Consider the following 24,368-nt stretch of genomic DNA (forward strand, 5'->3'; position numbering starts at 1 on the left):
ATCATATTGATTCAGCTGCCATATCTCCTATCTGGCTGGTCGAAAAACCCATCTCAGCGGCACGCATGCTCTTCATCCTTGGCGTAACGCGCGCTATAGCCTTCTCAACGGCAACAGCCGCTTCTTCTTCGCCCAGCATCTCCAGCATCATTCCCGCCGCGCCTATGGCGGCAAGAGGATTGATCTGGTTCTTCCCGGTGAAGTCCGGTGCTGTTCCGCCTATCGGCTCGAACATGGAGATGCCTTCGGGGTTTATGTTGCCCCCGGAGGCTATGCCAAGCCCTCCCTGTATTACCGCGGCAAGGTCGGTTATTATATCACCGAACATGTTATCGGTGACAATAACGTCATACCTTTCCGGGCACTCGATCATGTAGAGCGCCATGGCGTCCACATGAACATAATCTGTCTTTACATCCGGATATTCCCCGGCCATTGAATTAAATGCTCTTTCCCAGAGATCAAAAGCGTAGGTCAGAACGTTCGTCTTACCGCAAAAAGTGACCTTTCTGCCTTTATCCCGCTTACGGGCATATTCAAAAGCGAATCTCAGGCACCTCTCCACGCCCTTACGCGTGTTTATCGAGGTCTGTATGGCGACTTCTTCGGGCATGTCCTTTTTCAGTATACCGCCCGTTCCGGTATATAGCCCCTCGGTATTCTCCCTGACCACTACGAAATCTATGTCTTCCGGTCCCTTGCCCTTTATGGGGGTATATACTTCAGGATATAACTTGACCGGCCTGAGGTTGATATACTCGTCAAGAGCGAACCGCAGGTTAAGCAGTATCCCTCTTTCAAGTACGCCGGGCTTGACATCCGGGTGACCTATGGCCCCCAGGTATATAGCGTCAAACCCCTTCAGGAGTTCCACATCTTCATCCGAAAGAAGCTCCCCGGTCTTAAGATATCTTTCGCCACCGAAATCGAAATCGGTGAATTCCATTCCGATACCTAATTTTTCGCAGACCTTGTCAAGCACCTTGCGGCCTTCACGGATGACCTCGGGTCCGGTACCGTCACCGGCAATTACAGCTATTCTGTGCATACTGCTCCTTACAACGCTTTGACCACGAGGTCGCCAACCTCCGAAGTGGAATATCCCATCTTTCCGGCAGAAAGGCTTTTGAGCTTGTTCGCCGTAACATCCATAACGGCCTTTTCGATAAGATCTGCAGCCTCCTCCTCCCCAAGAACATCAAGCATCATGGAAACGGCACATATCGCTGCCAGGGGATTTATAACGTCCTTGCCGGTGTATTTAGGCGCAGACCCGCCAATGGGCTCGAACATCGAAACGCCTTCGGGGTTTATATTACCTCCGGCGGCTATCCCCATGCCACCCTGGATCATGGCCCCCAGGTCGGTAATTATATCACCGAACATATTATCGGTGACGATGACATCGAACCATTCGGGATTCTTGACCATCCACATACAGGTTGCGTCCACATGGGCGTAATCGGTCTTGACGTCAGGATACTCTCTGCCCATCTCGTTAAATGCCCTCTCCCAGAGGTCGAAAGCGTACGTCAGCACGTTGGTCTTGCCCACCAGGGTGAGCGTTTTATCCTTATTACGCTTCCTGGTATATTCAAAAGCGTATTTCAGGCACCTGTCGACGCCTTTACGGCTATTGCGCGAGACCTGTATGGCCTCTTCGTCCTTGGTATCTTTATTGATGAACTCGCCCTCGCCCACGTAAAGACCTTCGTTATTCTCACGTACCACGACAAAATCAATATCCTCCGGGCCCTTGTCCTTGAGAGGGGTCCACACCCCGGGATAGAGCTTTACGGGCCTCAGATTTATATACTGTTCCAGACTGAACCTGAGTTTCAGCAAAAGGCCCTTTTCCAGGATACCGGGTTTAACCTCCGGATGGCCTATCGCTCCCAGGTATATGGCATCCACGGTCTTAAGTTCTTCCAGTACGCTATCGGGAAGGACCTCCTTTGCCTTTTTATAGCGCTCCCCACCGAGATCGTACATTATCTTTTCGAATTTTATGCCTTGTTTCTCGGCCACGGCATCCAGAACCTTGAGTCCCTCACGTACGACCTCCGGGCCGGTGCCATCACCTGGCAGTACAGCTATCTTGTACATCTCTCCTCCTTCTGAAGAATGTTCACGAACGTTTTTTCGCGTATTCAATCAGTCCGCCGCTTTCGATTATCTTCTGTATGAACTTTGGGAAAACCTCGGACTTATAGACCGTCTTCTGTTTATCTTTTGTTATTTCGCCCTTTTTCACGTTAACAACCGCAGTATCACCTTTCTTGAGAGCTTCGGCCGCCTCCGGGCTTGTGAAGATCGGCAACCCTATGTTTATGCAGTTCCTGTAGAAGATCCTGGCGAAACTCTTGGCGATAACGCAGGAGACACCGGCGGCTTTGATCGATATGGGTGCGTGCTCCCTGCTGGATCCGCAACCGAAATTCTCGCCAGCGACGATGATATCCCCGGGTTTCACCTTTTTCGGGAAATCAGGGTCGGCATCTTCCATACAATGCTTGGCCAGCTCTTCCGGGTCGGAAGTATTGAGATAACGCGCCGGGATTATCTCATCGGTGTTCACGTCATCCCCGAACTTGTGTACTTTTCCTTTAAGTTTCATACTGATACCTCTCTATTTAAGGTCCGAAGGCTGCGCAATCATACCCTTGACGGCGCTTGCCGCAGCAACAGCCGGGTTGGACAGGTAAACAAAACTTTCGGGATGCCCCATACGACCCACGAAATTACGGTTCGTCGTGGCTATCGCAACCTCTCCCTTGGAGAGTATACCCATATGGCCCCCGAGACATGGACCGCAATTGGGCGTGCAAAGCACCCCGCCGGCGCGTACTATCGTATCGACATATCCTTCCTTGATGGCTTCCGAATAGATCTCCTGCGTGGCCGGTATGACCACCAGTCTCGTTTTCGGGTTTACCTTTTTGTTCTTTAGAACGGCGGCCGCCTGTTTCAGGTCGCTTATACGGCCGTTGGTACATGAACCTATAACCACCTGGTCCACCTCCACGTCCTTGAACTCGCTTACCGGCTTGCCGTTCGACGGTAAATGGGGCGCGGCAACGACAGGTTCAAGTTTTGAAACATTATATTCCCTTACCTCCGAATAGTTGGCATCCTCATCGCTTTTATAGAGCTTGTAGGATTTCCTGGCCGGTTTGTGTTTCCTGATAGCCGCCTTTATGTATTTTTCCGTTGTCTTGTCGGCCGCTATTATCCCTGCTTTACCGCCCGCTTCGATCGCCATGTTACACATGGTGAACCTGTCATCCATGGGAAGGTTCTCGATAGTTTCCCCGGCGAACTCGATCGCCTTGTAAAGCGCGCCTGAGACGCCCAGATCAGCTATCGCGTGGAGGACAAGGTCCTTGCCTCCAACCCACTTCCTGGGTTTTCCCGTAAACCTAAGCTGTATGGTCTCGGGCACCTTGAGCCAGCATTCCCCGAACGCCATAGCGTAAGCAAGGTCAGTGCTGCCGACACCGGTGGCGAACGCGCCCAGAGCCCCGTGCGTGCAGGTATGGGAATCCGCCCCTATCATAAGGTCTCCAGGAAGGACTACCGCCCTTTCAGGAAGAAGCGCATGCTCAACCCCCATTTCCCCGAGCTCAAAATAATTGGAAATGCCGTATCCCTCGGCGAATTCTTTTAGCTTTTTTGCCTGGTTGGCGCTTTTCATGTCCTTGGCCGGGATAAAGTGATCAGGCACCAGGACCACGCGTTTCTGGTTGAAAACCTTATCTACCCCGAGTTGCCTGAATTCCTTTATCGCTATCGGGCTTGTTATATCGTTACCCAGACAAATATCTACCGCGGCCTTGATGAACTCGCCCGGTTTTATGTCTTTTTTGCCGGGCGTGTGGGCCAGCAATATCTTTTCGGCTATGGTATATCCCATGATCACTCCTTAATAATATTATTAGTATTGGGCTATCAATACGAATATGTCCTGCTGGTAATACTTGTGATTAATGAGTTTAACAAATTTCTATTGGAAAATCAACGTCTAAAATACCGCTTCCGGGACTATAGCTTGGGAATAGCTTCAAGAAGGCGCCGCGTATAGGCGTCTTTTGGTGAGGAATAAATGCTTTCCCTGGGGGCGACCTCGACGAGTCTGCCCTCTTTCATGACCGCGACCGTGTCTGACATGTATTCGACCACCCTGAGATCATGCGATATGAAGATATACGTAAGACCCATCTCCTCTTGAAGGTCCTTAAACAGGTTAAGTATCCCCGCCTGTATGGATACGTCAAGGCTGGATACCGGTTCATCAAGGACCAGGACATCGGGCCGCCTTATAAGGGCCCTGGCGACCGCTATTCTCTGCCGCTCACCCCCCGAAAACTGGTGGGGATACTTCTCCAGACACGATGAGGCGTCAAGTTTGACGGACTTCAGAGTTTTTCTGAGCTTGACGTCCAGCTCGCCCTTTCCGGCACCCCTGATGAGGAGGGGCTCACCGATTATTTCTCTGACCTTCATGCGCGGATTAAGTGAACTGAAGGGGTCCTGGAAGACTATATCCCTCTGGCCTTTTATTTTTATCTGGCCGCTATCCGGCTGCAATATATCGACCATGAGCTTGGCCAGGGTCGTCTTCCCGCAACCCGATTCTCCCACCAGACCGAAGGAGCCGCCCCTTTCTACATAAAAACTCACATCATCGACCGCCTTCGTCACGCCGCCGGAACGTTTTTTCCTGAAATACTTCTTAACTTTATGTAATTCGACTATTCTTTCTGAGTTCATGACTAGACCGGTAACCTGCTGCGCTTATCGCCCAGCCTTGGAATACATTCTATAAGTTTTTTGGTGTACGGGTGCTGCGCATCGCCTAAAATGTTCTCTTTCGGTCCTCTTTCAACTATTTCCCCCTGTTTCATCACACATACCTCGTCGGATATAGTATTGACTATGGAAAAATCATGCGTGATGAACAGTATCGCCAGATCCCTCTTTTTCTGTATGTCTCTTACCAAGTCAAGGATCTCCTTCTGGACGGAAACATCAAGTGCCGTGGTCGGCTCATCAAGCATAAGAACATCAGGGTCGCAGGAGAGGGCCATCGCCAACACTATGCGCTGCCTCATGCCCCCGGATAATTCATGCGGATAATGGGTCTCGACCTCGGGAGAAAGCCGAACCATCTCCATAAGCTCTTTAACAAGCACGTTGCCACCGGCTTTTGGTCTTTTCCTGTGGGCCAGTATGGTCTCCCTTATCTGGTCCCCCACGGTCAGGACCGGATTAAGAGCGGTGAAGGGCTCCTGGAAGACCATCGCGATATCATTGCCCCTTAACTGCCTCACCTTTTCCTTCTGCATTCGGTAAATATCGCTCCCTCTGTAAAGAACTTCACCGCCCTGCCTGACAGCCGTCTCCGGCAAGAGGTCCAGCACGGCAAGAGAGGTCAGTGTCTTGCCGCTTCCGGACTCCCCTACCAGGGAAAGGATCCTTCCTTTTCTAAGGGAAAAAGACACATCATTTATGACGTGTCTTTTTCCTATCGAAACTGTCAGGTCCTTTACTTCCAGCAAAACCTCTTCCTTCACGCTCTCTCCTTTAATTTCGGGTCAAGTGTCTCCCTCAGCCCCTCTCCTATGAGATTGAAACTGAGCACGGTTATAAGTATCGCAAGGCCAGGAAAAAGTGTCAACCACCACGCGTAATCTATGTAGTTCTTCCCCATCGTAAGTATGTTACCCCAGCTGGGGGTCGGTATCTGCACGCCCAGCCCCAGAAAGCTCAGCGCGCTTTCAACGAGTATGGCAGCCCCAACGCTCAGTGTGGCACTCACATATACCGGAGCCAGTGCGTTGGGAAGTATGTGGCGGAATATTATACGCCTGTTGGATACCCCCTGAACCCGGGCGGAATAAACAAAATCTCTTTCGCGTAGCGTCAAAAACTCGGCCCTGACAAGCCGGCAGAGCCCGGCCCAGCTGGTAAGGCCTATAACTACCATCACGTTCACTATGCTCGGCCCCAGGAAAGTTATAACGATCATTATCAAAAAAAACGTCGGGAAGCAGTACATGACCTCGACAAGGCGCATCACTATCTGGTCGACGCGTCCTCCGTAATATCCGCTGATACCACCAAGGATCACTCCTATGACCAGTGAGATGATAACGGCGATGAACCCTACGCTCAGGGATATCCTCGCGCCGTAGACCATCCTGCTGAATATATCCCTGCCAAGACTGTCGGTTCCGAAAAAATGTTCCAGTGAAGGCGCCTGGAGCCTTGTCTCCGCGGAAAGGTTTATCTCCAGCGGGTCGTGCGTCGCTATGAAAGGAGCGAGAACGGCCGAAGCTGTCATAAGGATAATGATCACGGTCCCGAAAAGAATACGTTTATTCATTAAACCGGTCTTCATGTTTTCTCTATCCTCACCCGGGGATCTACCAGAGCGTACATGACATCCGAAAGGAATATCCCCAGAAGCGTCAGGATCGTCGCTATGACCGCAACACCCATTACCACCGGATAATCGTAGTTCATTATCGCCTGGTATCCCAGCCTGCCCATGCCCGGCCAGGCGAAGATGGTCTCGAATATGAAACTTCCCGAAATAAGCGCCGGCAGCGTGAGCCCCATGATCGTCACGATCGGCATAAGTGCGTTCCTTAAAGCGTGCATGACCACCCCTCTTTCGGTAAGCCCCTTCGCGCGGGCGGTCAATATGTATTTTTCCCCCAGCGCTTCGATCATGCTCGAGCGGGAATACCTTGAGAGCGCGGCCAGACCACCGAAAGCTGTGGTGACCACCGGCAGCACCAGATGCCAGATAAGGTCCTTCACCCTTTCCATCCCGCCAAGGTAAGACGTGTACCAGGGGTTCATTCCGGATATCGGGAACCACTGGAGCTTAAACCCGAAAAAAAGTATCAGTAAAAGCGCCAGCCAGAAGGTCGGCACGGCATATCCTATAAAGACGACAACTGTGCTAACGTTGTCAAAGACCGACCCCCTTTTGACCGCGCTTATGACCCCGATGGGAATGGCCAGGGAAAATATCAGAAATATCGAGCAGGCCTGAAGCAGAAGCGTTGCCGGAAGCGCGGCGAGTATTTTATCCATAACGGATCTTCCGTCTATGAACGACCTTCCGAAATCGAGCGACAGGAACCTCTTCATCCATAAAAAGTACTGGACGAGGACCGGCTTATCAAGATCGTAAAGCCTGCTGAAATTGGCCCGCGCGCTCTCGGAGACCTCGGGGTTAAGGCCGTATTTGATGCTTGCCGGATCGCCCGGTGCAAGATGCATTACCACGAACAGAATGAACGATATGCCGATAAGCATCGGCACCATCAAGATAAGTCGTTTTAAGATATATCGCCTCATTTTACCCCTAGAAATCGTATTTAACCTCGTCTTCAGGCACGTACCAGTCTATGAAATTATAACCTATGCCGGCCGGCGCGGGAATTATGCCCTTGAAACGTTTATTCACTGCTGGGGTCGCGTGCGGAAAATACAGGAATGTATACGGAGCATCCTCCGCGATCATGCGGTGTATCTTCCGGTAGATCCGCGCCCGCTCCTGCTTATCGAACTGGCGCCTACCTTCTTCAATAAGCCTGTCGACAGACTTGTCCGAATACGAGATAAAGTTCAGACCTCCCGGTTCGGCCGAATCGGAATGCCATACGGCGTAAAGATCAGGGTCTATCGGCAGCGTCCACCCCAGGATGGTCGCCTGGAAGTTCTTTTTGTTAACGAACTGGTCAATAAAAGCCGACCAGGCCACGACCTGGATCTCGGCCCTGACGCCGATAGATGACCACTGCCTCTGAACTATCGTTGCAATGTCCTCCCGCACCTGGTTGCCCTGGTTGGTAGCCAGGATAAAGCTGAATCTCCTTCCATCCTTCTCCAGAACGCCGTCCTTGTCGTTGTCCTCCCATCCGGCCTCCTTTAAGAGGTGTCTAGCCTTCCCGGGGTCGTAATCGTACGAGGCCGCATCCTGAGCGTAATAGGGCGTGTTCTTAAGGAACGGTCCCGTGCAGGGCTCTCCCAACCCCAAAAGGACCGCTTCGATAATTTCTTTCTTGTTTATAGCGTAACTGAGCGCCTTGCGCACTTTTCTGTCACTGAACAGAGGGTCCTCCAGGTTATATCCGATATATGTGTATGAATGCGCCAGATAGCTGTATTTATTGATCCTTTCCCGGAACTGACGAGTTTCGCTCCGGTAATGGAACTGGTAAGGGTTCAGGTTCATTGAATCTATCCCCCCCGCCACCAGCTCGAGGAACTGTACCGCCTGGTCGGGTATTATCCTGTAGACATAACGCTTGATATGCGGCCGGTGCTCATAATAATCCGGATTGGCCTTGAGTATGATAAACTGGCCGCTCTGCCACTTGACGAACTTGTAGGGTCCGGTCCCCACAGGTGCCCTGGCATAAGGGGATTTCCTCAAGTCGTCAAAACCGGAATAAAGATGTTCGGGTATTATGCCCATGCCGAATTTAAGCAGTGCCGGCGCGTAAGGCCTCGAGTAATCGAAACGTATAGTATAGGGGTCGATGACGGTTATCTTTTCTATATCCCTGTAACTGGATATATAAGGACATCCTGTTTCGGGGTCTAGGATCGTCCGGTACGTGAACTCGACATCGCTGGCTGTCAAGGAGGTCCCGTCATGCCATTTGGCGTCCTTTCTCAAGTGGAAGACGATCTTAAGTCCCCCTTCAAGCACTTCCCAGCTTTCGGCGAGGTCACCGGTTATTTTCAGGTCCTTGTCTGTCTTGGTCAGGCCATTGTATACCAGCTCGCATATGGAGCCCGAAGAACTGTCATCAGCAAGAAAAGGTATTAGTATCCGCGCGTCACCAATACCGGAGGCAACATAAGCTCCCCGGGAGATCTCGGTCCGGGCGTATATGGTATTGTGGATGGATGGATGGAAGAAAACCAAAAAAAGGACCACCGCGCATACCGCAAACGGTGGTCTTTTAAGAAAAGATTTGCTGTTTTTGCAATCGGACACGGAACCCTTCGGATTGACTTTTCCCAGGAACTTTATTCAGCTTCCGTCACCGGCGGAACATCTTCGGCCGGAGGGAGGGTCTCCTCACCCGGCTGAGGCTGTTCCGGAACCGTCGCAGGTATCATTGGCGAACCCTGCTGCGTCTGGGGAGAAGTGCCCGGGGCGACAGGGAACTGGACTCTTTCAAATAGCGACCTTCCCCTCCTGGCGGTTACTATTCCCAGTAGCAGTGACGTTACCAGAAATCCCACAGCCGCCACTTCCGTGGCCCTTTTGAGGACAACAGGCGCCTGTGTCCCCAGAAGCTGCTGCGCGGTTTCTCCTCCGCCGAAGGCTTCGGTAAGACCGCCGCCTCTTCCGGCCTGGAGCAGAATAACGGCGATGAGAACTATACAGACAAGTACATGAAGAAGTATCAATAGAATATACATTTGATATTTTTAACCTTTTTTTTCAGCATAAAGCTGTGACGTCGTCTTGATTATATCAACAAAACTTTCCGATTTCAAGCTGGCTCCCCCTATTAGACCTCCGTCGATATCCTCTTCCTTCATCAGCTCCCCGATATTACCCGGCTTAACGCTTCCTCCGTAAAGGATACATCTTGATTCGGACATGGAAGAGGAATAAATCTTTTCGAGAAGATCCCTGATCATCGCGTGCACTTCCTGTGCCTGATCGGGAGTAGCGGTCTTGCCGGTACCTATGGCCCATACGGGCTCATAAGCTATTATGAGCTTGTCCAGGTATTCCTCGTCAAAACCCTTGAGTCCGTCGGTAACCTGGGTTTTTACCACTTCAAGGGTTTTACCTGCCTCTCTCTCTTGGAGGGTCTCCCCAACGCACATTATCGGGACAAGCCCGCCGTCAATGGCCGCTTTTATCTTTTTGTTAACGGTCTGGTCGGTTTCCCCGAAATACTTTCTCCTTTCGGAATGACCGATTATAACGTACCCGGCTCCGACGCTCTTAATCATGGGCACGGATATCTCACCGGTATAGGCTCCCTCTTCTTCCCAGTAACAGTTCTGAGCGCCCAGACCAACATTGCTTTCCACGAGCATCTCCCCCAGATCGCTCAGGCTCGTGAAAGGCGGGCAGATCACCACGTCCACGTTCTCGATATCGTATACCGAGCGCTTTATCTCGTTGGCAAGTTCCACCGACTGGTTTACATCCTTGTACATCTTCCAGTTGCCTGCGATCATTGGTTTTCTCATGATAATCTCCTAACTTGTGACTTTTTCCGGTTCCTTATCGTTAAGAGCGGCTATCCCGGGCAGCTCTTTGCCTTCAAGATATTCGAGTGAAGCCCCTCCGCCAGTGGACATATGCGACATCTTATCCCCCAGCTTAAGCTTGTTTATCGCCGCCGCGGTATCTCCCCCGCCTATTACTGTAGTGGCATCCAGTTTCGCTATGAACTTTGCGATCTCTCTGGTGCCCGATGAAAATTGCTTGATCTCGAAAAGCCCCACCGGACCGTTCCACACTATGGTCTTCGAGTCCTTGAGAACCGATTCGAATTTCTTGACGGTGTCCGGTCCTATGTCGAGACCGATCCATCCGTCGGGAATATGTTCCTTGACCACCTTACCGCGAGCGTTTTCCTTGATCTCCCTGGCCACCACATGATCCGTCGGAAGGAAAATGCCAACGTTCTTATTGCTGGCAAGCTCGAATATCCTGTTGACGGTATCCATCATCTCCTCCTCAAGCCTTGAGGAGCCTATACCCTTGAGCCTCGATTTAAGGAAGGTATAGGCCATGGCCCCGCCTATAAGCAGAAAATCTATTTTATCGAGCATGTTCTCGATAACCGGTATTTTGTCGGATACCTTCGCCCCTCCCAGTATAAGACAGAAAGGCTTGTCAGGATCCTTCGTAACCTTCTCGAAATACTCTATCTCTTTCTGAACGAGGAGTCCCGCGACACTGGGCAAGTATTCGGTCACTCCCACGGTGGAAGCATGAGCCCTGTGACAGGTACCGAAAGCGTCTTCCACGAAAATGTCACCCAGCGAAGCAAGCTGCTTGGCGAAATCGGGATCGTTCTTCTTCTCTTCCTTGTGGAACCTGAGGTTCTCCAGGAGTATTACATCGCCCTGCTGCATGTTCGAAACAGCATCCTCCACGTCTTCCCCTACGCAGTCATCCAGCTTCCTGACGTTCTTTTTAAGAAGAGACGAAAGCCTGTCGGCCACCGGATCAAGGCAGAACTCGGATTTGACCTCACCCTTAGGCCTGCCCAGATGGCTCATCAGTATGAGTTTCCCGCCGTTATCCAGTATGTACCTTATCGAAGGGAGCGCCGCCGCTATACGGCTGTCATCGGTGATGTTGCGCCTTTCATCAAGCGGAACGTTGAAGTCCGCTCTCATAAGAACCCTTTTCCCCTTCAACTGAACGTCTGCAAGAGTCTTTTTCATCAGATACCTCCTTACTGCCACCGGGGAGACCTTTCACTAGATAAAAGGTGTCCCCGGCGCACGTGTTTCTGCATATTCCCGGAGGGGAATTATTTGGCGATGTGACCGACAAGGTCGACAACGCGGTTTGAGTAACCCCATTCGTTGTCATACCAACCGACCACCTTGACCATCTTATCGCCCATGACCATCGTCGCGAGCGAATCGAAAATGCAGGAATGAGGATTGCCTATGATATCCACTGATACCACCGGATCCTCGGTATACTCCATTATACCCTTGAGCGAACCTTCGGCGGCTTCCTTCATTGCCGCGTTGATATCCTCAACGGTAACCTTTTTCTTTACCGTGCCAACGAAATCCACGACGGAGCCATCTCTTACCGGCACTCTCATGGCCATACCGTTGAGCTTTCCGCTGAGCTGCGGTATAACCTTACCGGCGGCTTTAGCGGCACCGGTTGTAGTAGGTATGATGCTCTCAGCGCAAGCGCGGGACCTTCTGAGATCCTTATGCGGCATATCCAGAATTTTCTGGTCGTTGGTATAAGCATGTACCGTGGTCATAAGACCCTCTTCCAGTCCGAACGCATCGTTAAGCACCTTCACCATCGGAGCAAGACAGTTCGTAGTGCACGAGGCGTTCGATACTATCTTGTCAGAATCCTTCAGCGCATCGTTATTCACGCCGAGAACTATCATGTTGTCTATCTCATCTTTCGGGGGCACCGTCAAAATGACCTTCTCAGCGCCGGCCTCAAGATGCATCGCCACCTTTTCCCTGGTCCTGAAAACACCGGTCGACTCTATGACCACCTGCACCCCTTCTTCCTTCCAGGGAAGCTCAGCCGGGTTCTTCACGCTGAGGACCTGTATCTCTTTACCGTTAACCACGATAGAGTTCTCTTTCGCCTCGACAGTACCGTTGAACCTGCCGTGCACCGAGTCGTATTTTAAAAGGTGGGCCAGCGTCTCGGCATCGGTAAGGTCGTTTATAGCCACAACTTCGAACCCGCCACGCTTTTCCATGATCCTGAAGACCATTCTTCCGATCCTGCCAAATCCATTGATTCCTACCTTGATCGCCATCTTTCCTCCTTACAATTGTTTACATCAAATTATTCCAGTACTCTTTCCGGAACATTAAAATAGAAGTGAGTATTATATAACCTACCGCCGAATCGTTCAATAGTTTTTTTTGATGGATAAATCTACTCTAGTGCGGATGCCTTCCGAGGAGCAAGATCTTCACTTTAAGGCAGTTCCCCCCTCAACACGGAAACCGCGAAGGAATTCTTCTGATGTCATGGGTCTTTTCCCTTCCAACTGGAGCTTTTTTACATAAAGCTTTCCCTTGCCTGTATTTACGATAAACCCGTTCGTTGTCTCCACCGTTCCCGGCTTACCTTTAGTGCGGGCGGTTTCAACGACACCAGCTTCGATTATCTTGAGCGTTTTACGGTCTATCCGCGCGAAAGCCCCCGGACGTGGCTGCATGGCCCTCACCTTTCGCTCGATGTCCTCGGCACTATCCTTCCAGTCTATCCTGGCAACCTCACGGGATAGCTTGGGAGCATAAGTAGCCGCCTTTTCATTCTGTTCAACCAGATTCTCGGCATCTGAATCGATAAGTTCAACGGCTTTCAATACAAGTTCAGCCCCCTCATAGGAAAGTCTTTTCAAAAGTTCGCCTCTGGTTTCGGTTCCTTTAAGGGGCATCTTCTTCTGTAAAAGGATATCACCCGCGTCCATTCTCTCGTTCATCCTGATAACGGTATTGCCCGTTGTTCTCTCTCCGTTGAGTATAGCCCAGGCCACCGGAGCGGGCCCCCTGTACCTGGGTAAGAGCGAGGGGTGGAGATTAACGCAATACCTGGCGGGAACCTCCAAAAGCTCCCCGGAAAGTATCTGCCCGTAATCTATCGCCACGAAAAGATCCGCTTTCATCGTTGCAAGATGGGCTATGAATCCTTTTTCGGACGCCTTTTCCGGCTGTATGACCTCTATTTCCGGGCGCATCGTCCAAACGAACTCCTTGACGGGAGTGGGCTGTATCTTCATGCCCCGCCCTTTTTTCCTGTCGGGCTGACTGATAACGGCTATAACCTCATGGTTACTCTGAATAAGCCTCTCCAGAGAAGGTATGCCGAATTTTCCTGTGCCGAAAAATACTATGCGCATCTTATCCTTTCAACCGGTAGTCTACATCGACATGGGGTCCACGTCAACAGCCATGTACACTCCGCTCCCCTTGCGGAAGCCTTTGAGCGCACTTCGCAACTGTTTTACCATAGTCTGCCTGTCCTCTGTCTTAATAAGCACGTTCCACCTATAATATCCCCTCAGCTTCGTCATCGGAGAGGGTGCCGGGCCCAGCATATCCAGGCCCTTGATCTTCTTCATCAGGGTCCTTGCAAGACGTTCTGCGACCTTCTCTGCGTTCTCTTCCTTGCGTGATCTGACAGTTATCTTGATAAGATGCACATACGGGGGAAACCCAAGTTCACGCCGGGACCGCACTTCCCTGTAATAGAACCCGTTATAGTCATGTTTAGCCGCCATGCTCACCGCATAATGCTCGGGAGAATAGGTCTGCACAATGACCTCTCCTCCAAGGTCCCCTCTTCCGGCGCGCCCGGCCACTTGCGTTATGAGATTGAAAGTGCGTTCGCCTGAACGGAAATCGGGAAGGTTCAGGTTCGCATCTGCCGAAATAACCCCCACAAGAGTCACCTTCGGGAAATCAAGCCCCTTTGCTATCATCTGAGTGCCCACTATCACGTCAAGTTCATGCTTCTTGAAAGCGTTCAACACCCGGTCATGCGCCCCTCTTTTACTCATCGTATCCGAATCCATGCGCGCAAGACGGGCTTCCGGAAGGATCTTCTTTATCTCCTGCTCCACCTTTTCCGTACCGGTCCCTTTATACATGAGGTAATCGCTGTTACACGCGGGGCATATCTTGGGCGGTTCCATCCTTACATTGCAATAATGGCAGATCAATTCCTTTTTATCCCTGTGGAAGACCATGGGTGAATCGCATTTGGGGCACTTCATCAGGTGGCCGCATTTTCTGCAGATGACGAAGGTGGAAAACCCTCTCCGGTTGAGGAATATCAGCGCCTGATTCCCCTTGGAGATATCCTGACGCAGGGATTCTGCAAGAACACGCGAGACCACTGTCTTTCCGACGCGGGTATCGAAATCCATCCTCATGTCGACGATCTTGACCCAGGGAAGTTCTTTTTCATGTATCCTCCGGGTAAGCTCGACAAGACGGTACTTCCCGCTTACCGCATTATGGTATGATTCCATAGAAGGCGTAGCGCTTCCCAGGATCACCGGAACACCCGCCATCCTGGCCCTTTCGATCGCGACTTCTCTTGCGTGGTATCTGGGCGAATCTTCCTGCTTGTAGCTGGGCTCGTGTTCTTCATCCACTATGAAGATGCCCGGATCGCTGAAAGGGCTGAAGACCGCCGAGCGTGGCCCGACGACCATCTTGGCCTGGCCGCTCTTTATTCTCCGCCACTCCCTGAACCTTACGCTCTGGAGCATCCTGGAGTGGAACACAGCCACCCGGTCGTCGAACCTGGACATGAACCTGTCAACGGTCTGGGGCGTGAGGGAAATCTCCGGAACGAGTATTACCCCGTCCCTGCCGCGGCTCAGGACGTTCTCCATGGCCTGCAGGTATATCTCCGTCTTGCCGCTTCCGGTGATGCCGTGCAGAAGGAACACTTCGTGCCTGCCTTCGTCCAGGCAGCGGTTGATGCTTTCAAGCACCTCCTGCTGCTGCCTGTTCAGGACATGGGGCTCGGTGGGGATGACATCCCTGGGCTCTTCCTCGGCGCGCGTGGTCATCGAGGTCTTTCCCCTTTTCAGGGCGCCCGGTATCATCGCCTCCAGGGCTTCCCCCCAGGAACAGAAATAGTTATCCTTTATCCAGCCGGCAAGCCTTATCATCTCCGGAGTGAACAATGGTTCCTCGTCGATGATATCGATAAGCGGTCTGGGCTTGCTGACCATGGGCCTGTCCTCAAGCTTGACAATGTAACCGATACGCTTGCTGTTACGGAAAGGTATATGCACGCGTTTACCTATTTCGGGGGCGTGCTTCTCCTTTCCGGTCAACTTGTACTGGAAAACCCTGTCGATCGGCAGGTTGGTAACTACTTCTACGTATTGCGGCATTACAGGATTAAAATGTTGTTTGATTAAATAAGGTTTAATCTTCTTCCTGAAGCTCTTCCATGAGCTCCCTTTCCCCAGCGACGAGCTCTTCTTTCTGCTCCTGGTCTATCATAACCAAAAGCGCCTGGAACTCCCCGACGTGGGTCTTTTCTTCTTTGGCGGTGTGGAGCATGATCTTTCTCACTCTTTCATCCTTGGCCGTAGCTGCCATCTGCTCATAAAGGTTAACCGCATCAAGCTCGGCTATTATGCCCATCCTCAATATCTCTTTATCGATGTCCTTTTCATCTACTTTGTCCAGATCGATCGGCTTTTTAGATAAAAGAGCGAACGCGCTGGTGGCAAGGACCAGAAGCGCGACCACCACCGTGAAGATCAATGACAGTTTCCTATTTTTTAGCATGACTCCTCCTTTCCGGGATCTCAAGTCCCAGGACCTTTGCGATCGCCTTCATATCATGCCAGACATCGTTCTTCCCCGAAGGGTTACGGAGTAAATACGCCGGATGATAGGTAGGCATCAGTTGAATACCCTTATAATCGTGAAACCTTCCCCGCAACCTGCTTATGGGGGTCTCACTCGCCAAAAGCGTCTGGGAAGCGAACTTCCCGAGAGCGCAAATGACCCTTGGTTTTATTATTTCTATCTGCCGTACAAGATAAGGCGAACAGACCGCTATCTCGCTCGGGTGCGGGTTCCGGTTACCCGGGGGCCTGCACTTAAGGATATTACATATGTAAACGTCTTCCCTGGAAAGGCCGATGGACTCGATTATCTTTGTAAGCAGCTGGCCAGCCCGTCCCACAAAAGGTCGCCCCTGCCTGTCCTCATCCCTGCCCGGAGCTTCGCCTATGAAAACAAGATCCGCCTGCGGATCGCCTTCCCCGAAAACAACGTTATTACGACTGGCCGCAAGGGCACATTCATCGCATGTCTTGACGCGGCTTTCCAGACTTTCAAGGGTTTCCGTTGCCCCTACAGAAGCTTCCTCAGGAACGTATATCTCATGAACTCCCGCGAGCATCTCTGACTCCACTGCGCGCCTTAAATTGTTGGTTATCTCATTCATTCAGAACTCCCTGTTTTTCATATCTCCTGCATTACCGTCTCTAATATCGCCTCCGCAGCATCGGGCCTGCGTATGCGGTCTATCCCCTCGGCCATGGAAACATAAACATCCTCTGATAGCAGTATCCTGTCGACCACCGGGGGTATCTCCTCCACCTTCACGACCTTCTCTGCCGCGCCTGAAGAGACAAGGAGCTTTTCGTTCCATGTCTCCTGTCCCGGTATGGACCCGAAAAGAATCATAGGAAGGCGCATGTTCAAAGCCTCGGTGACACTTATGCCTCCGGCCTTGGTGACCATTAGCTCAGAGACCGCCATGAGCTCAGCGACCTTATCGGTAAACCCGAAAAGAACGAGGGGATAATCGAGCCTCTCCTTCAACTGGCGTATGCTGTGGTAAGTGGCCTTGTTATGTCCGCAGACAGTTATGACCTGTATCTCGCAGGCGCAACTGTTCAGGGACAGGAGCATCTCACCGATAGGACCGACCCCGAAACCGCCGCTCATCATGAATACGGTTTTGCGTCCGGGATCAAGACCATATTTCTCTCTTAGCGCGTGCAAGTCATGGTCCCGGATGAATTCGCCTGTGGTGGGTATGCCGGTCACTGTAATCTTATCCGGTTCTATGCCTTTTTTCACAAGCTCTTCCACTACCGGTTCGGCCCCGACGAAAAAACGGTCAATGAACTCAGAAAGCCAGTAGGCGTGGGGTCCGTAATCGGTTATCAGGGTGTACATCTTAGCCCGGAACCCTTCCTGTTCCCTGAGAAAAGGTGCTATGCTCGGCAGCAAAAAGTGCGTGGCGATAACGGCATCGGGGTCTTTTTTTGCGATCTTCTCCGCCAGTCCAGGAAGGCATTTGTGATCCAGCGCCCACCTTGCCTTCTGCGTGATCTTTTCCACTATCAGGTTGTTGGAAAAATAGTACAGGATACCCCACAGCCATTTAGCCCTGGACATCATGAAAACATAAAAATCGAGATAAAGGAACCTGTACAATCTGTTGGCGTAATCAAGCACGTCTATTATCTCAATATCGACGTCATCTGTTTTTTTCCTGAAAGCGTCGTATAAGGCGATGGCCGCTTTCTTATGTCCCATGCCGGCGGTGGAGTACAGTATTGTTATCTTTTTCTTATCGGGCATCTTGTTCTTCCCTGTCCTTTCTGATGATATACCTGGCCGCTTCAAGAAGATCCCGGCAAATATGGTCCGGTTCATATTCCCATCTCTCCGCATCCCGGCGCGAAGACTTACCCGAAAGGACCAGTATACGGCCTAGCCCGGCTCTTCTGGCGGCCTGCATATCTCTCTGGGAATCACCTATAAAGAACCTGCCCTCAAAAGAGCTTATTCCCAATTCTTCTTTCGCTTTTTTGAAAAGTCCCGCCTTGGGCTTCCTGCAGTCACAGTCATCCTCATCAAGATGCGGGCAATAATATACCCTGCGGATGCGCCCTCCTGCTTCCAGCACCGCCTCCAGCATCTTGCCGGTAAGCGCTTCCAGCCCGTCGGAAGAAAGAAGTCCCCTGCCGACGCATTTCTGGTTCGATATGACCACGTTCTCGTAACCGGCTTCGGTAAGCTCTCTCAAAGCATCAAGTACGCCGGGCAGGAACTCGAAATCTTCCCATTCGGTTATATATCCGTGCTCAGTACGGCCTTCTCCGTCCCGGTTAATGACACCGTCCCTGTCTATGAAAACGTACTTCTCACCCATCATCCAGACCGCCAGTAAAACCCACTTCTTTAATATCTTTATAGGCAAGGTCCGCCATTATAAAAAGACCTATACCCGAAAAATGTATCATGAAACGCGATATGGTGGTATTCACGTAAAAATAAAGGTTCTCCCCGGTGGTCAGCATATAGGCAGAAAAGTATCCGGCAAAGGCCAGAGCAAAGAAAAGCGTCATGTAGAGACGATCCCCCCTACAGAGCAGTTTCCGTTTCCATATCAAGACCGCGATGAATACCACCCAGAAAATGTTCCATTTTTTCGGACCGAAGACCTCCTGCTGCAGAAAATTCAAAAACAGAGGTATATCCTTGAGGTTCTGAATGAACCTGCTGAATGTCAGGGCTGATATGTCCAGGTCACTGTTGGCCGCCGCCTGCATCCTGACAGTTAACCACGGAGCAGTAATAACGCACATCAAAAGAAAAGCAGTGACAAACTCTTTCCTCATGCGCTTTCTTGCTATCATGTCCGAATTAGCGTAAAAAAAGATAAGAGCAGCCCAGAAACACCCGGCAAAGACCATTCCCTCGTTCTTGACCCAGATAGATATGGCGAATAAAGCCGCCGCAAGAAGAAGATCTGCCCTCTCAGCTCCTCTTATGTACTGCACCAGATACAGAAAACCGCAGGAGACGAAAGCACCAAGAAGAAGATCAGCGTACATTATCGTAGCGTAATTCGTGATCTGCGGTATGGTCGCAAGAACAAAGACCGCAAGAAGAGAGTACTTCCTGGGAAAACTTTTTCTCAGGATGGCATAAAAAAGCACCAGAAAGGAAATATACACGACGGGCATGAGGAGGTTGACCCCGAAATAGCTGAACCCGGTGAAAGCATAGATCCACGAAGCGACAAGCGGCAATAAAAGCGGATAATCCGGATGGGACATGGTAGCTTCACCCCATGTAAAAAAGCCATCAGGTATCGCGCCCGATAAGCTGATTATTTTCGCCTTGAAAGCGTAATTGGCCACCGCATCGTGGGAATGCACCGGCATCGGAAAAACCTGGAGGAGAACCCAGACAAGCTGTATCAGAATACCCGCGGCCAGCATTTTTTCAACGACCGCAACTTTTTGCGCCGGTTTGATCCTGACTGCTGCGGGCCGGACCTGATCACCTCGCAGCCAGATCGCCGCGATGGTGAGCAGCATGAACCCGGGAAGCGCAATGATATTGAGCATACTGAATCCCCGGTCGAAAAGGTACAGGGTTAAAAACTGGAAAGAGACGAATCCGGCTCCCAAGAAGAAGGAAAGCGGAAGTATTTCCTGCGCCTTCCTGCGCCTTAACCCGCCCAGGAAAACTGCCGCGAGAAAAACCCCTGAAACGGCCATCCAGAAAAGAGCTATTACAAACCCCATCGATCCGCGCTCCTTTTCACCCAAAGGGTGCCGTTTCCAGCTTCCCCGACTTTTTTGTAACCTGCCAGTTCATCCGCCCCGCCGTGCATCACAATGTAATCGGCATCCCTTTCCACTTTCCTGTAAGGCCAGAGAAGATACCTTAGCCTCACCTCATCCAGGGACAAGGTTCCGAACCCAGCTGTTTTATACGTGGAGCCTCCGGACATTTTCTCTTCGCAATAGATGGCCAGCTGATAAAGTCCGCTGCCATAGATATGTTCCAGCGTCTGGCTCGATGTATGTGTATACGCGTATAAAAGAGAGCTGTACTGCCCGTCCTTCTCCTGCCTGATGAGAAAAACGCCCCAGAGCAGCAGCCAGACAAGCAGTACCCCCTTGAAGATCTGTTCTTTTTTCAGATGGATCATGTTCTCCTACCCTGAAAACCCGCGCTTTTTTCTGTTTCTGAGATATTCCGCCATGGAAGAAGGATTATTGAGGTCATACAACATGCCGTTACCCGCCATGACGAGGGATTTCTTCTTGATAGAGAAAACTTCCCCGCCATGAAAAGGCTTGAGAAGGCGCAAAACGCGCATAAGGAATCCTCCCGGAACAATGATAGCATCGAACTTTTTCTTTTTTGTCATCACCCGCCAGAGAACCGAAAAAAAAGCTGATCCCCGGGAAAAAGTCCTCACTGAAACATCAGCGTGCCTTGTCATTTTCCTGCGATCGGGCCCCATGAACCTCCCCTCTTCCGGGACATTACGCAAAAGACGCATCTCAACTATCATTCTTTGCCGTGCCAGGCCCTTCATTGTCTCATATCTTTCGGGAACTCTGCCCTGTCTTTCCGAAGCCGGGTCAAAGAAGAGAACCCTTAGTAACCTCCCCCACCTTTTTTCGAAAAGCTCTCTGTTCTTTCTGTATACATCTTCCCTGTCCTTGAGGTCCTTCCTCGAAGCTTGCTCGAAATGATAGACATACGACCCCTCTGCCATGACGGAGATATAACCGGCTCTCTGAGCTCTTACGGAATAATCTGTGTCCTCGTAACATACGCCGCGGAACGCTTCGTCCAGATAGCCTATCTTATCGATCAGATCCCTCTTTATCAGGCAGGCAAAGCCCACCGCGTGTCCGAGCTCAACGAACCTGCCTTTACCGTAACGCAGAAGTTTACCGTGGTCGTCGATCGAGGCGCCCTCATCGGGTCTTGAACCGAAGGTATTGCTCTGGGGATTGACTATGCCTATATCCTCGCCGCTTGATGCGACCGCTATAAGCTCTTCGAGCCACCCTTCGGTGACTATGCAATCATTGTTCAAAAGGCAGACGAAAGGAGCCTCGGAAAGCCTCATTCCCTTGTTCATTCCCGCGGCGAAACCGGCATTCCGCTCGCTGAAGACTTTTTCGATCGAAACTCTGCTGTTGCCGTGGATCTTGTGAAGATACCCGGAAACAGCCGGGTCCTTACTCGCGTTATCCACGATTATGAGGCGTGAAGGAACCCTGGTATGTTCAAGTACGCTCTGGACACATTTTTCCAGGAGATCGGGATTTTCGTAACTGAGTAATATAATGTCACATTCAGCCCTCATCGTGGCTTTCCTCCTTATTCTGGGCCTTCTGCTTCATTTCCCAGTACTTGAAATAGCTCACTATCTGGTAAAGGCCGCTGAAAACCGCCACGGCTAGACCGTATACTCCGTCCCCGTAGGACCGCTTTCGCAGAAGCCGGCGGTAAAAGCACCTGTCAAAAGATCTCCAAATAGCGTGGCCCAGGCTCATATTCCTTCCGGTATTATACCATTTTCTCGCCTCAAGTGTTGTCTGGCCGTTGAGGCTCCTGAGATAATCGGCAATATCTCTGTGGGAATAATGTATGATATCACCGCTGAGATGACCGCATTCTCCTTCCATGAAAGCGCGCGGGTGCACCTCGGCCTCTTCGTACCTGAAATCTCTCTTGCGGAAAAACCTCAATTGCGCCGCGGGGTATTCCCCTCCGTACCGCAGCCAGTGGTCCCCTATGTAATTACGTCTGGGGATGGTATATCCGGTATATTCGGTTTCGCCAGAAACCAGCTGCGCGATCTCACGGGCCAGCTCTTCGGTAACCCGTTCATCAGCGTCCAGACTGAGGACCCAGTCATAAGAAGCCTGGTCATAAGCCCAGTTCCTGTGCCTGCCCTCGTTCTCCATCTTCCTTACGAATACCTTATCAGTATATTCGGCCGCGATGTCCCTTGTCGAGTCGCTGCTCTGGTCGTCGACGACTATCACTTCAGCGGCCCACTTGACGCTTTTTAGGCATTCATCGATATTATCCTGTTCGTTCTTAGTTATGACAACAACTGATACCGGAACTTTTCCCATCGAAACTCCTTATATTTCCCGCGATCAAGGTGTTCTTTTCTTCTGATCGCTCTTTCTTTTCATTAGTTCCACGCATGCCTTGAGGACCGTTTCCGGCTCTATCCCCTTAAGACACCTCATTTCATTTTCGCAAACCGGAAGTTTGAACTTCGTGTAGCATGGCCTACAGGGCACTTCAGAAGCGGTTATCACCCGGTGATCTCCACCTGGTGGATACGGACCGTAAACTTTGTCATCTACAGGACCAAAAACGGAAACCGTCTTGAGCCCCAGAGCGACTGCCATATGCAAAGGCCCCCCGTCGTTGCACACCGCAACATCAAAAAGGCTCAATAAAGCCGCGTAATCCTTGAGCGAAAGATCATTCTCAACTGTTACTGGTTCTTCTTCCATGGCCTCGGATATCCTCCTGCAGATATCCCTTTCAGAAGGGTCCCCGAATATCGCGACTTTGAAGCCCTGCCGCACAAGCAGATCGGACACACGCCTGAAGCCTTCGGCAGACCATCTTTTCCGGGAGGCATTCTTGCCCCAGCTTGCGCCTCCGCCCGGGATAATAGCAGCCAGCGGTCCTTCCCCGGCGCCTCTTCCGGCCAAATATTCAGAAGCCCTCTCAAGGCTTTCCCTGTCGGGAACCAGCTTCATCTGCCTGTCACGGGGTTCGATCCCGGCAGTTTCTAATAGGTCCATGTAATATTCAACCACATGCCGGCCTTCGAACCCCGTAAAGGGGATCTTTCTCGTTAGAAAAACGCCTCTTTTCTTGTAATCCAGGCCCACCCTTTCGGGTATGCCGCACAACGCGAAGAAAAGGCCGAACTGCCGTGAAAGCGTAAAATCAAAAACGGTATCATATCTTTTTCCCTTTATCCCGGTAAATAGATCCCGCAGATACTCAAGGTACTGTCTCTTGGAAAATCCCCAAAGCCGTGTAAGTTCGTCTTTTTCGTAAACAAAAATATCCTCCACACCCGGGACCATGCTTACTATGTCCCTGGTCCTGGCATTGCACAGATAACCCACCCGTGCAGAAGGGGCGCTATCTTTTATGCCGGATATGAGCGGCGTGGTAAAAAGAACATCGCCTATGCCGAATATGTTGGCTATCAGTATATTTTTCATCAACGCTGTCTTCGGTTTCCCTCCGGTAGAAGCCTCTTAACGGATTCATAGACCTTATCAACCGTTATGGCCCTCAGACATTCATGCTCCTTCTGGCAGTCCCTATCAAAACAGGGGTCGCAGCCCAAATCCTCGTGCAGAACGATATGATCTTCTCCCCAGGGGCCCCATCTTGTGGGGCTCACTCCGGGGATATTCCTTCCGAATATGGCTATTACCGGAACTCTCAGGGCGGCAGCCATATGCATGGGGCCGGTATCGTTGCCTATGAAAAGATCCGCCCTCTTCAGAAGCGCCGCCAGGCATTTCAGGTCGAGCTCCCCGGCCAGGTTAAAGGCCCCGGCATCGGCTTTATGAACGATCCTGTCAGCCAGACCGGCTTCTTTCACATCGCCCAGGACCACGACTTCATAACCAAGATCATTCCTGATCCTCTGAATAAGCTCTGAATAATTATCCCCCGGCCATATTTTTGAGGGGTTACTGCTGCCCGGATGCACGCATACCAGAACCCCGCCTTCGTCCACGCCTCTTTTGGCTAAAAGTTCAGCGACTTTACTTCTAGAAGAGGGGTCCACTTCAAGTATTAAGTGCGGTCTTCCGGCACTTATCCCGCTTCTTTCCAGCAGCTCAAGAGTGCACTCTATCTCGTGCCTGTCCCCCTTTTGCCGGTCGTCCTCTATCCTGTCAGTGAGAAGGAACGGCCATTTCCTGGCGTAACCTATTCGCCGGGGAATACCCGCTAAAAAACATGCCAGGTGCAGCATTTTATGGGGGTTGAACACCACCGCCGCGTCATATCCGCCCTCCCTTAACTGCCGGGAGAGAGAAAGCGCCTTGGAAAACACGTTCCCGCGGCTCATGGTATCCGCGGTCATCACCTTTGCTATATCACTGCGGCCTTCCAGAAGGCCCTTGGAATATTCGGAGGTAACGAAATCAATACGCGCTCCGGGGTTCTTTTCCTTTATAGCCCCTACTGCCGCTGCCGAAAGGAGAACCTCCCCGATACGGTCTGTCCTCAGCAATACTATTTTTTCAAAAGTCACGCTCATAAGGAAG

25 protein-coding genes are annotated in these 24,368 nt (G+C 51.2%); all 25 read right to left on the reverse strand.

The genetic code is table 11. The features are described 5' to 3' along the window. Position 1 precedes the first annotated feature (1 nt). A complete protein-coding gene (locus GF409_03765) occupies positions 2-1,048 on the reverse strand; it encodes a 3-isopropylmalate dehydrogenase (protein ID MBD3426333.1) in 1,047 nt (348 codons plus the stop codon). An 8-nt stretch (positions 1,049-1,056) separates the two neighbouring features. Continuing rightward, on the reverse strand, positions 1,057-2,106 hold the full coding sequence (locus GF409_03770) for a 3-isopropylmalate dehydrogenase (GenBank protein ID MBD3426334.1): 1,050 nt from the start codon (positions 2,104-2,106) through the stop codon (positions 1,057-1,059). Positions 2,107-2,128: 22 nt separating this feature from the next. Beyond that, entirely contained in the window at positions 2,129-2,623 is a 495-nt protein-coding gene (leuD, locus tag GF409_03775; protein ID MBD3426335.1) for a 3-isopropylmalate dehydratase small subunit, read from the reverse strand. A gap of 6 nt (positions 2,624-2,629) precedes the next feature. Continuing rightward, complete coding sequence (gene leuC, locus GF409_03780; GenBank protein MBD3426336.1) at positions 2,630-3,913, reverse strand: 3-isopropylmalate dehydratase large subunit; 1,284 nt, start codon at positions 3,911-3,913, stop codon at positions 2,630-2,632. A 128-nt stretch (positions 3,914-4,041) separates the two neighbouring features. Further along, on the reverse strand, positions 4,042-4,770 hold the full coding sequence (locus tag GF409_03785) for an ATP-binding cassette domain-containing protein (GenBank protein ID MBD3426337.1): 729 nt from the start codon (positions 4,768-4,770) through the stop codon (positions 4,042-4,044). Between the two features lie 2 nt (positions 4,771-4,772). After that, positions 4,773-5,573 carry an ATP-binding cassette domain-containing protein gene (locus tag GF409_03790; protein MBD3426338.1) on the reverse strand — a complete coding sequence of 267 codons (801 nt, stop codon included), beginning with the start codon at positions 5,571-5,573 and terminating at the stop codon, positions 4,773-4,775. Then, positions 5,570-6,400, reverse strand: a complete 831-nt coding sequence (locus tag GF409_03795) for an ABC transporter permease subunit (GenBank protein MBD3426339.1) — start codon at positions 6,398-6,400, stop codon at positions 5,570-5,572. The genes GF409_03790 and GF409_03795 overlap by 4 nt, the downstream gene beginning before the upstream one ends. Beyond that, on the reverse strand, positions 6,397-7,371 hold the full coding sequence (locus GF409_03800) for an ABC transporter permease subunit (GenBank protein ID MBD3426340.1): 975 nt from the start codon (positions 7,369-7,371) through the stop codon (positions 6,397-6,399). The genes GF409_03795 and GF409_03800 overlap by 4 nt, the downstream gene beginning before the upstream one ends. 7 nt (positions 7,372-7,378) lie before the next feature. Further along, the gene (locus tag GF409_03805) at positions 7,379-9,058 is read right to left on the reverse strand and encodes a peptide-binding protein (GenBank protein ID MBD3426341.1); all 1,680 of its coding nucleotides are present in this window, start codon (positions 9,056-9,058) and stop codon (positions 7,379-7,381) included. Further along, positions 9,055-9,453, reverse strand: coding sequence for a preprotein translocase subunit SecG (gene secG / locus GF409_03810; protein MBD3426342.1), 399 nt, complete (start codon positions 9,451-9,453; stop codon positions 9,055-9,057). The genes GF409_03805 and secG overlap by 4 nt, the downstream gene beginning before the upstream one ends. 9 nt (positions 9,454-9,462) lie before the next feature. Further along, complete coding sequence (locus GF409_03815; protein MBD3426343.1) at positions 9,463-10,242, reverse strand: triose-phosphate isomerase; 780 nt, start codon at positions 10,240-10,242, stop codon at positions 9,463-9,465. 9 nt (positions 10,243-10,251) lie between these two features. Then, the gene (gene pgk, locus GF409_03820) at positions 10,252-11,451 is read right to left on the reverse strand and encodes a phosphoglycerate kinase (protein ID MBD3426344.1); all 1,200 of its coding nucleotides are present in this window, start codon (positions 11,449-11,451) and stop codon (positions 10,252-10,254) included. Between the two features lie 89 nt (positions 11,452-11,540). Then, complete coding sequence (gene gap / locus GF409_03825) at positions 11,541-12,539, reverse strand: type I glyceraldehyde-3-phosphate dehydrogenase (GenBank protein ID MBD3426345.1); 999 nt, start codon at positions 12,537-12,539, stop codon at positions 11,541-11,543. A 159-nt stretch (positions 12,540-12,698) separates the two neighbouring features. Continuing rightward, positions 12,699-13,631, reverse strand: coding sequence for a methionyl-tRNA formyltransferase (locus GF409_03830; GenBank protein MBD3426346.1), 933 nt, complete (start codon positions 13,629-13,631; stop codon positions 12,699-12,701). A gap of 21 nt (positions 13,632-13,652) precedes the next feature. Further along, positions 13,653-15,644 (reverse strand): primosomal protein N', encoded by a 1,992-nt coding sequence (gene priA / locus GF409_03835; protein MBD3426347.1) that lies wholly within the window; start codon positions 15,642-15,644, stop codon positions 13,653-13,655. Between the two features lie 34 nt (positions 15,645-15,678). Next, complete coding sequence (locus tag GF409_03840) at positions 15,679-16,047, reverse strand: rubrerythrin (protein ID MBD3426348.1); 369 nt, start codon at positions 16,045-16,047, stop codon at positions 15,679-15,681. Then, positions 16,034-16,714, reverse strand: a complete 681-nt coding sequence (locus tag GF409_03845) for a uracil-DNA glycosylase (GenBank protein MBD3426349.1) — start codon at positions 16,712-16,714, stop codon at positions 16,034-16,036. Before GF409_03845 ends, GF409_03840 begins: the two co-directional genes overlap by 14 nt. Before the next feature lie 17 nt (positions 16,715-16,731). Next, positions 16,732-17,955: a hypothetical protein gene (locus GF409_03850; protein ID MBD3426350.1), complete on the reverse strand. Its 1,224-nt coding sequence runs from the start codon at positions 17,953-17,955 to the stop codon at positions 16,732-16,734. Next, positions 17,852-18,439 (reverse strand): HAD-IIIA family hydrolase, encoded by a 588-nt coding sequence (locus GF409_03855; protein ID MBD3426351.1) that lies wholly within the window; start codon positions 18,437-18,439, stop codon positions 17,852-17,854. Before GF409_03855 ends, GF409_03850 begins: the two co-directional genes overlap by 104 nt. After that, positions 18,429-19,820 carry a hypothetical protein gene (locus GF409_03860; protein MBD3426352.1) on the reverse strand — a complete coding sequence of 464 codons (1,392 nt, stop codon included), beginning with the start codon at positions 19,818-19,820 and terminating at the stop codon, positions 18,429-18,431. Before GF409_03860 ends, GF409_03855 begins: the two co-directional genes overlap by 11 nt. Further along, entirely contained in the window at positions 19,808-20,230 is a 423-nt protein-coding gene (locus GF409_03865) for a hypothetical protein (GenBank protein MBD3426353.1), read from the reverse strand. Before GF409_03865 ends, GF409_03860 begins: the two co-directional genes overlap by 13 nt. Positions 20,231-20,236: 6 nt before the next feature. Then, complete coding sequence (locus GF409_03870) at positions 20,237-21,406, reverse strand: glycosyltransferase (GenBank protein ID MBD3426354.1); 1,170 nt, start codon at positions 21,404-21,406, stop codon at positions 20,237-20,239. Then, on the reverse strand, positions 21,396-22,184 hold the full coding sequence (locus tag GF409_03875; protein MBD3426355.1) for a glycosyltransferase: 789 nt from the start codon (positions 22,182-22,184) through the stop codon (positions 21,396-21,398). The genes GF409_03870 and GF409_03875 overlap by 11 nt, the downstream gene beginning before the upstream one ends. Positions 22,185-22,208: 24 nt before the next feature. Further along, complete coding sequence (locus tag GF409_03880; protein ID MBD3426356.1) at positions 22,209-23,306, reverse strand: hypothetical protein; 1,098 nt, start codon at positions 23,304-23,306, stop codon at positions 22,209-22,211. Continuing rightward, positions 23,306-24,361 carry a lipopolysaccharide heptosyltransferase II gene (gene waaF, locus GF409_03885; protein MBD3426357.1) on the reverse strand — a complete coding sequence of 352 codons (1,056 nt, stop codon included), beginning with the start codon at positions 24,359-24,361 and terminating at the stop codon, positions 23,306-23,308. Before waaF ends, GF409_03880 begins: the two co-directional genes overlap by 1 nt. Between the last annotated feature and the right edge of the window lie 7 nt (positions 24,362-24,368).

Source organism: Candidatus Omnitrophota bacterium, from assembly GCA_014728045.1.
Taxonomy (GTDB): Bacteria; Omnitrophota; Gorgyraeia; order Tantalellales; family Tantalellaceae; genus WJMH01.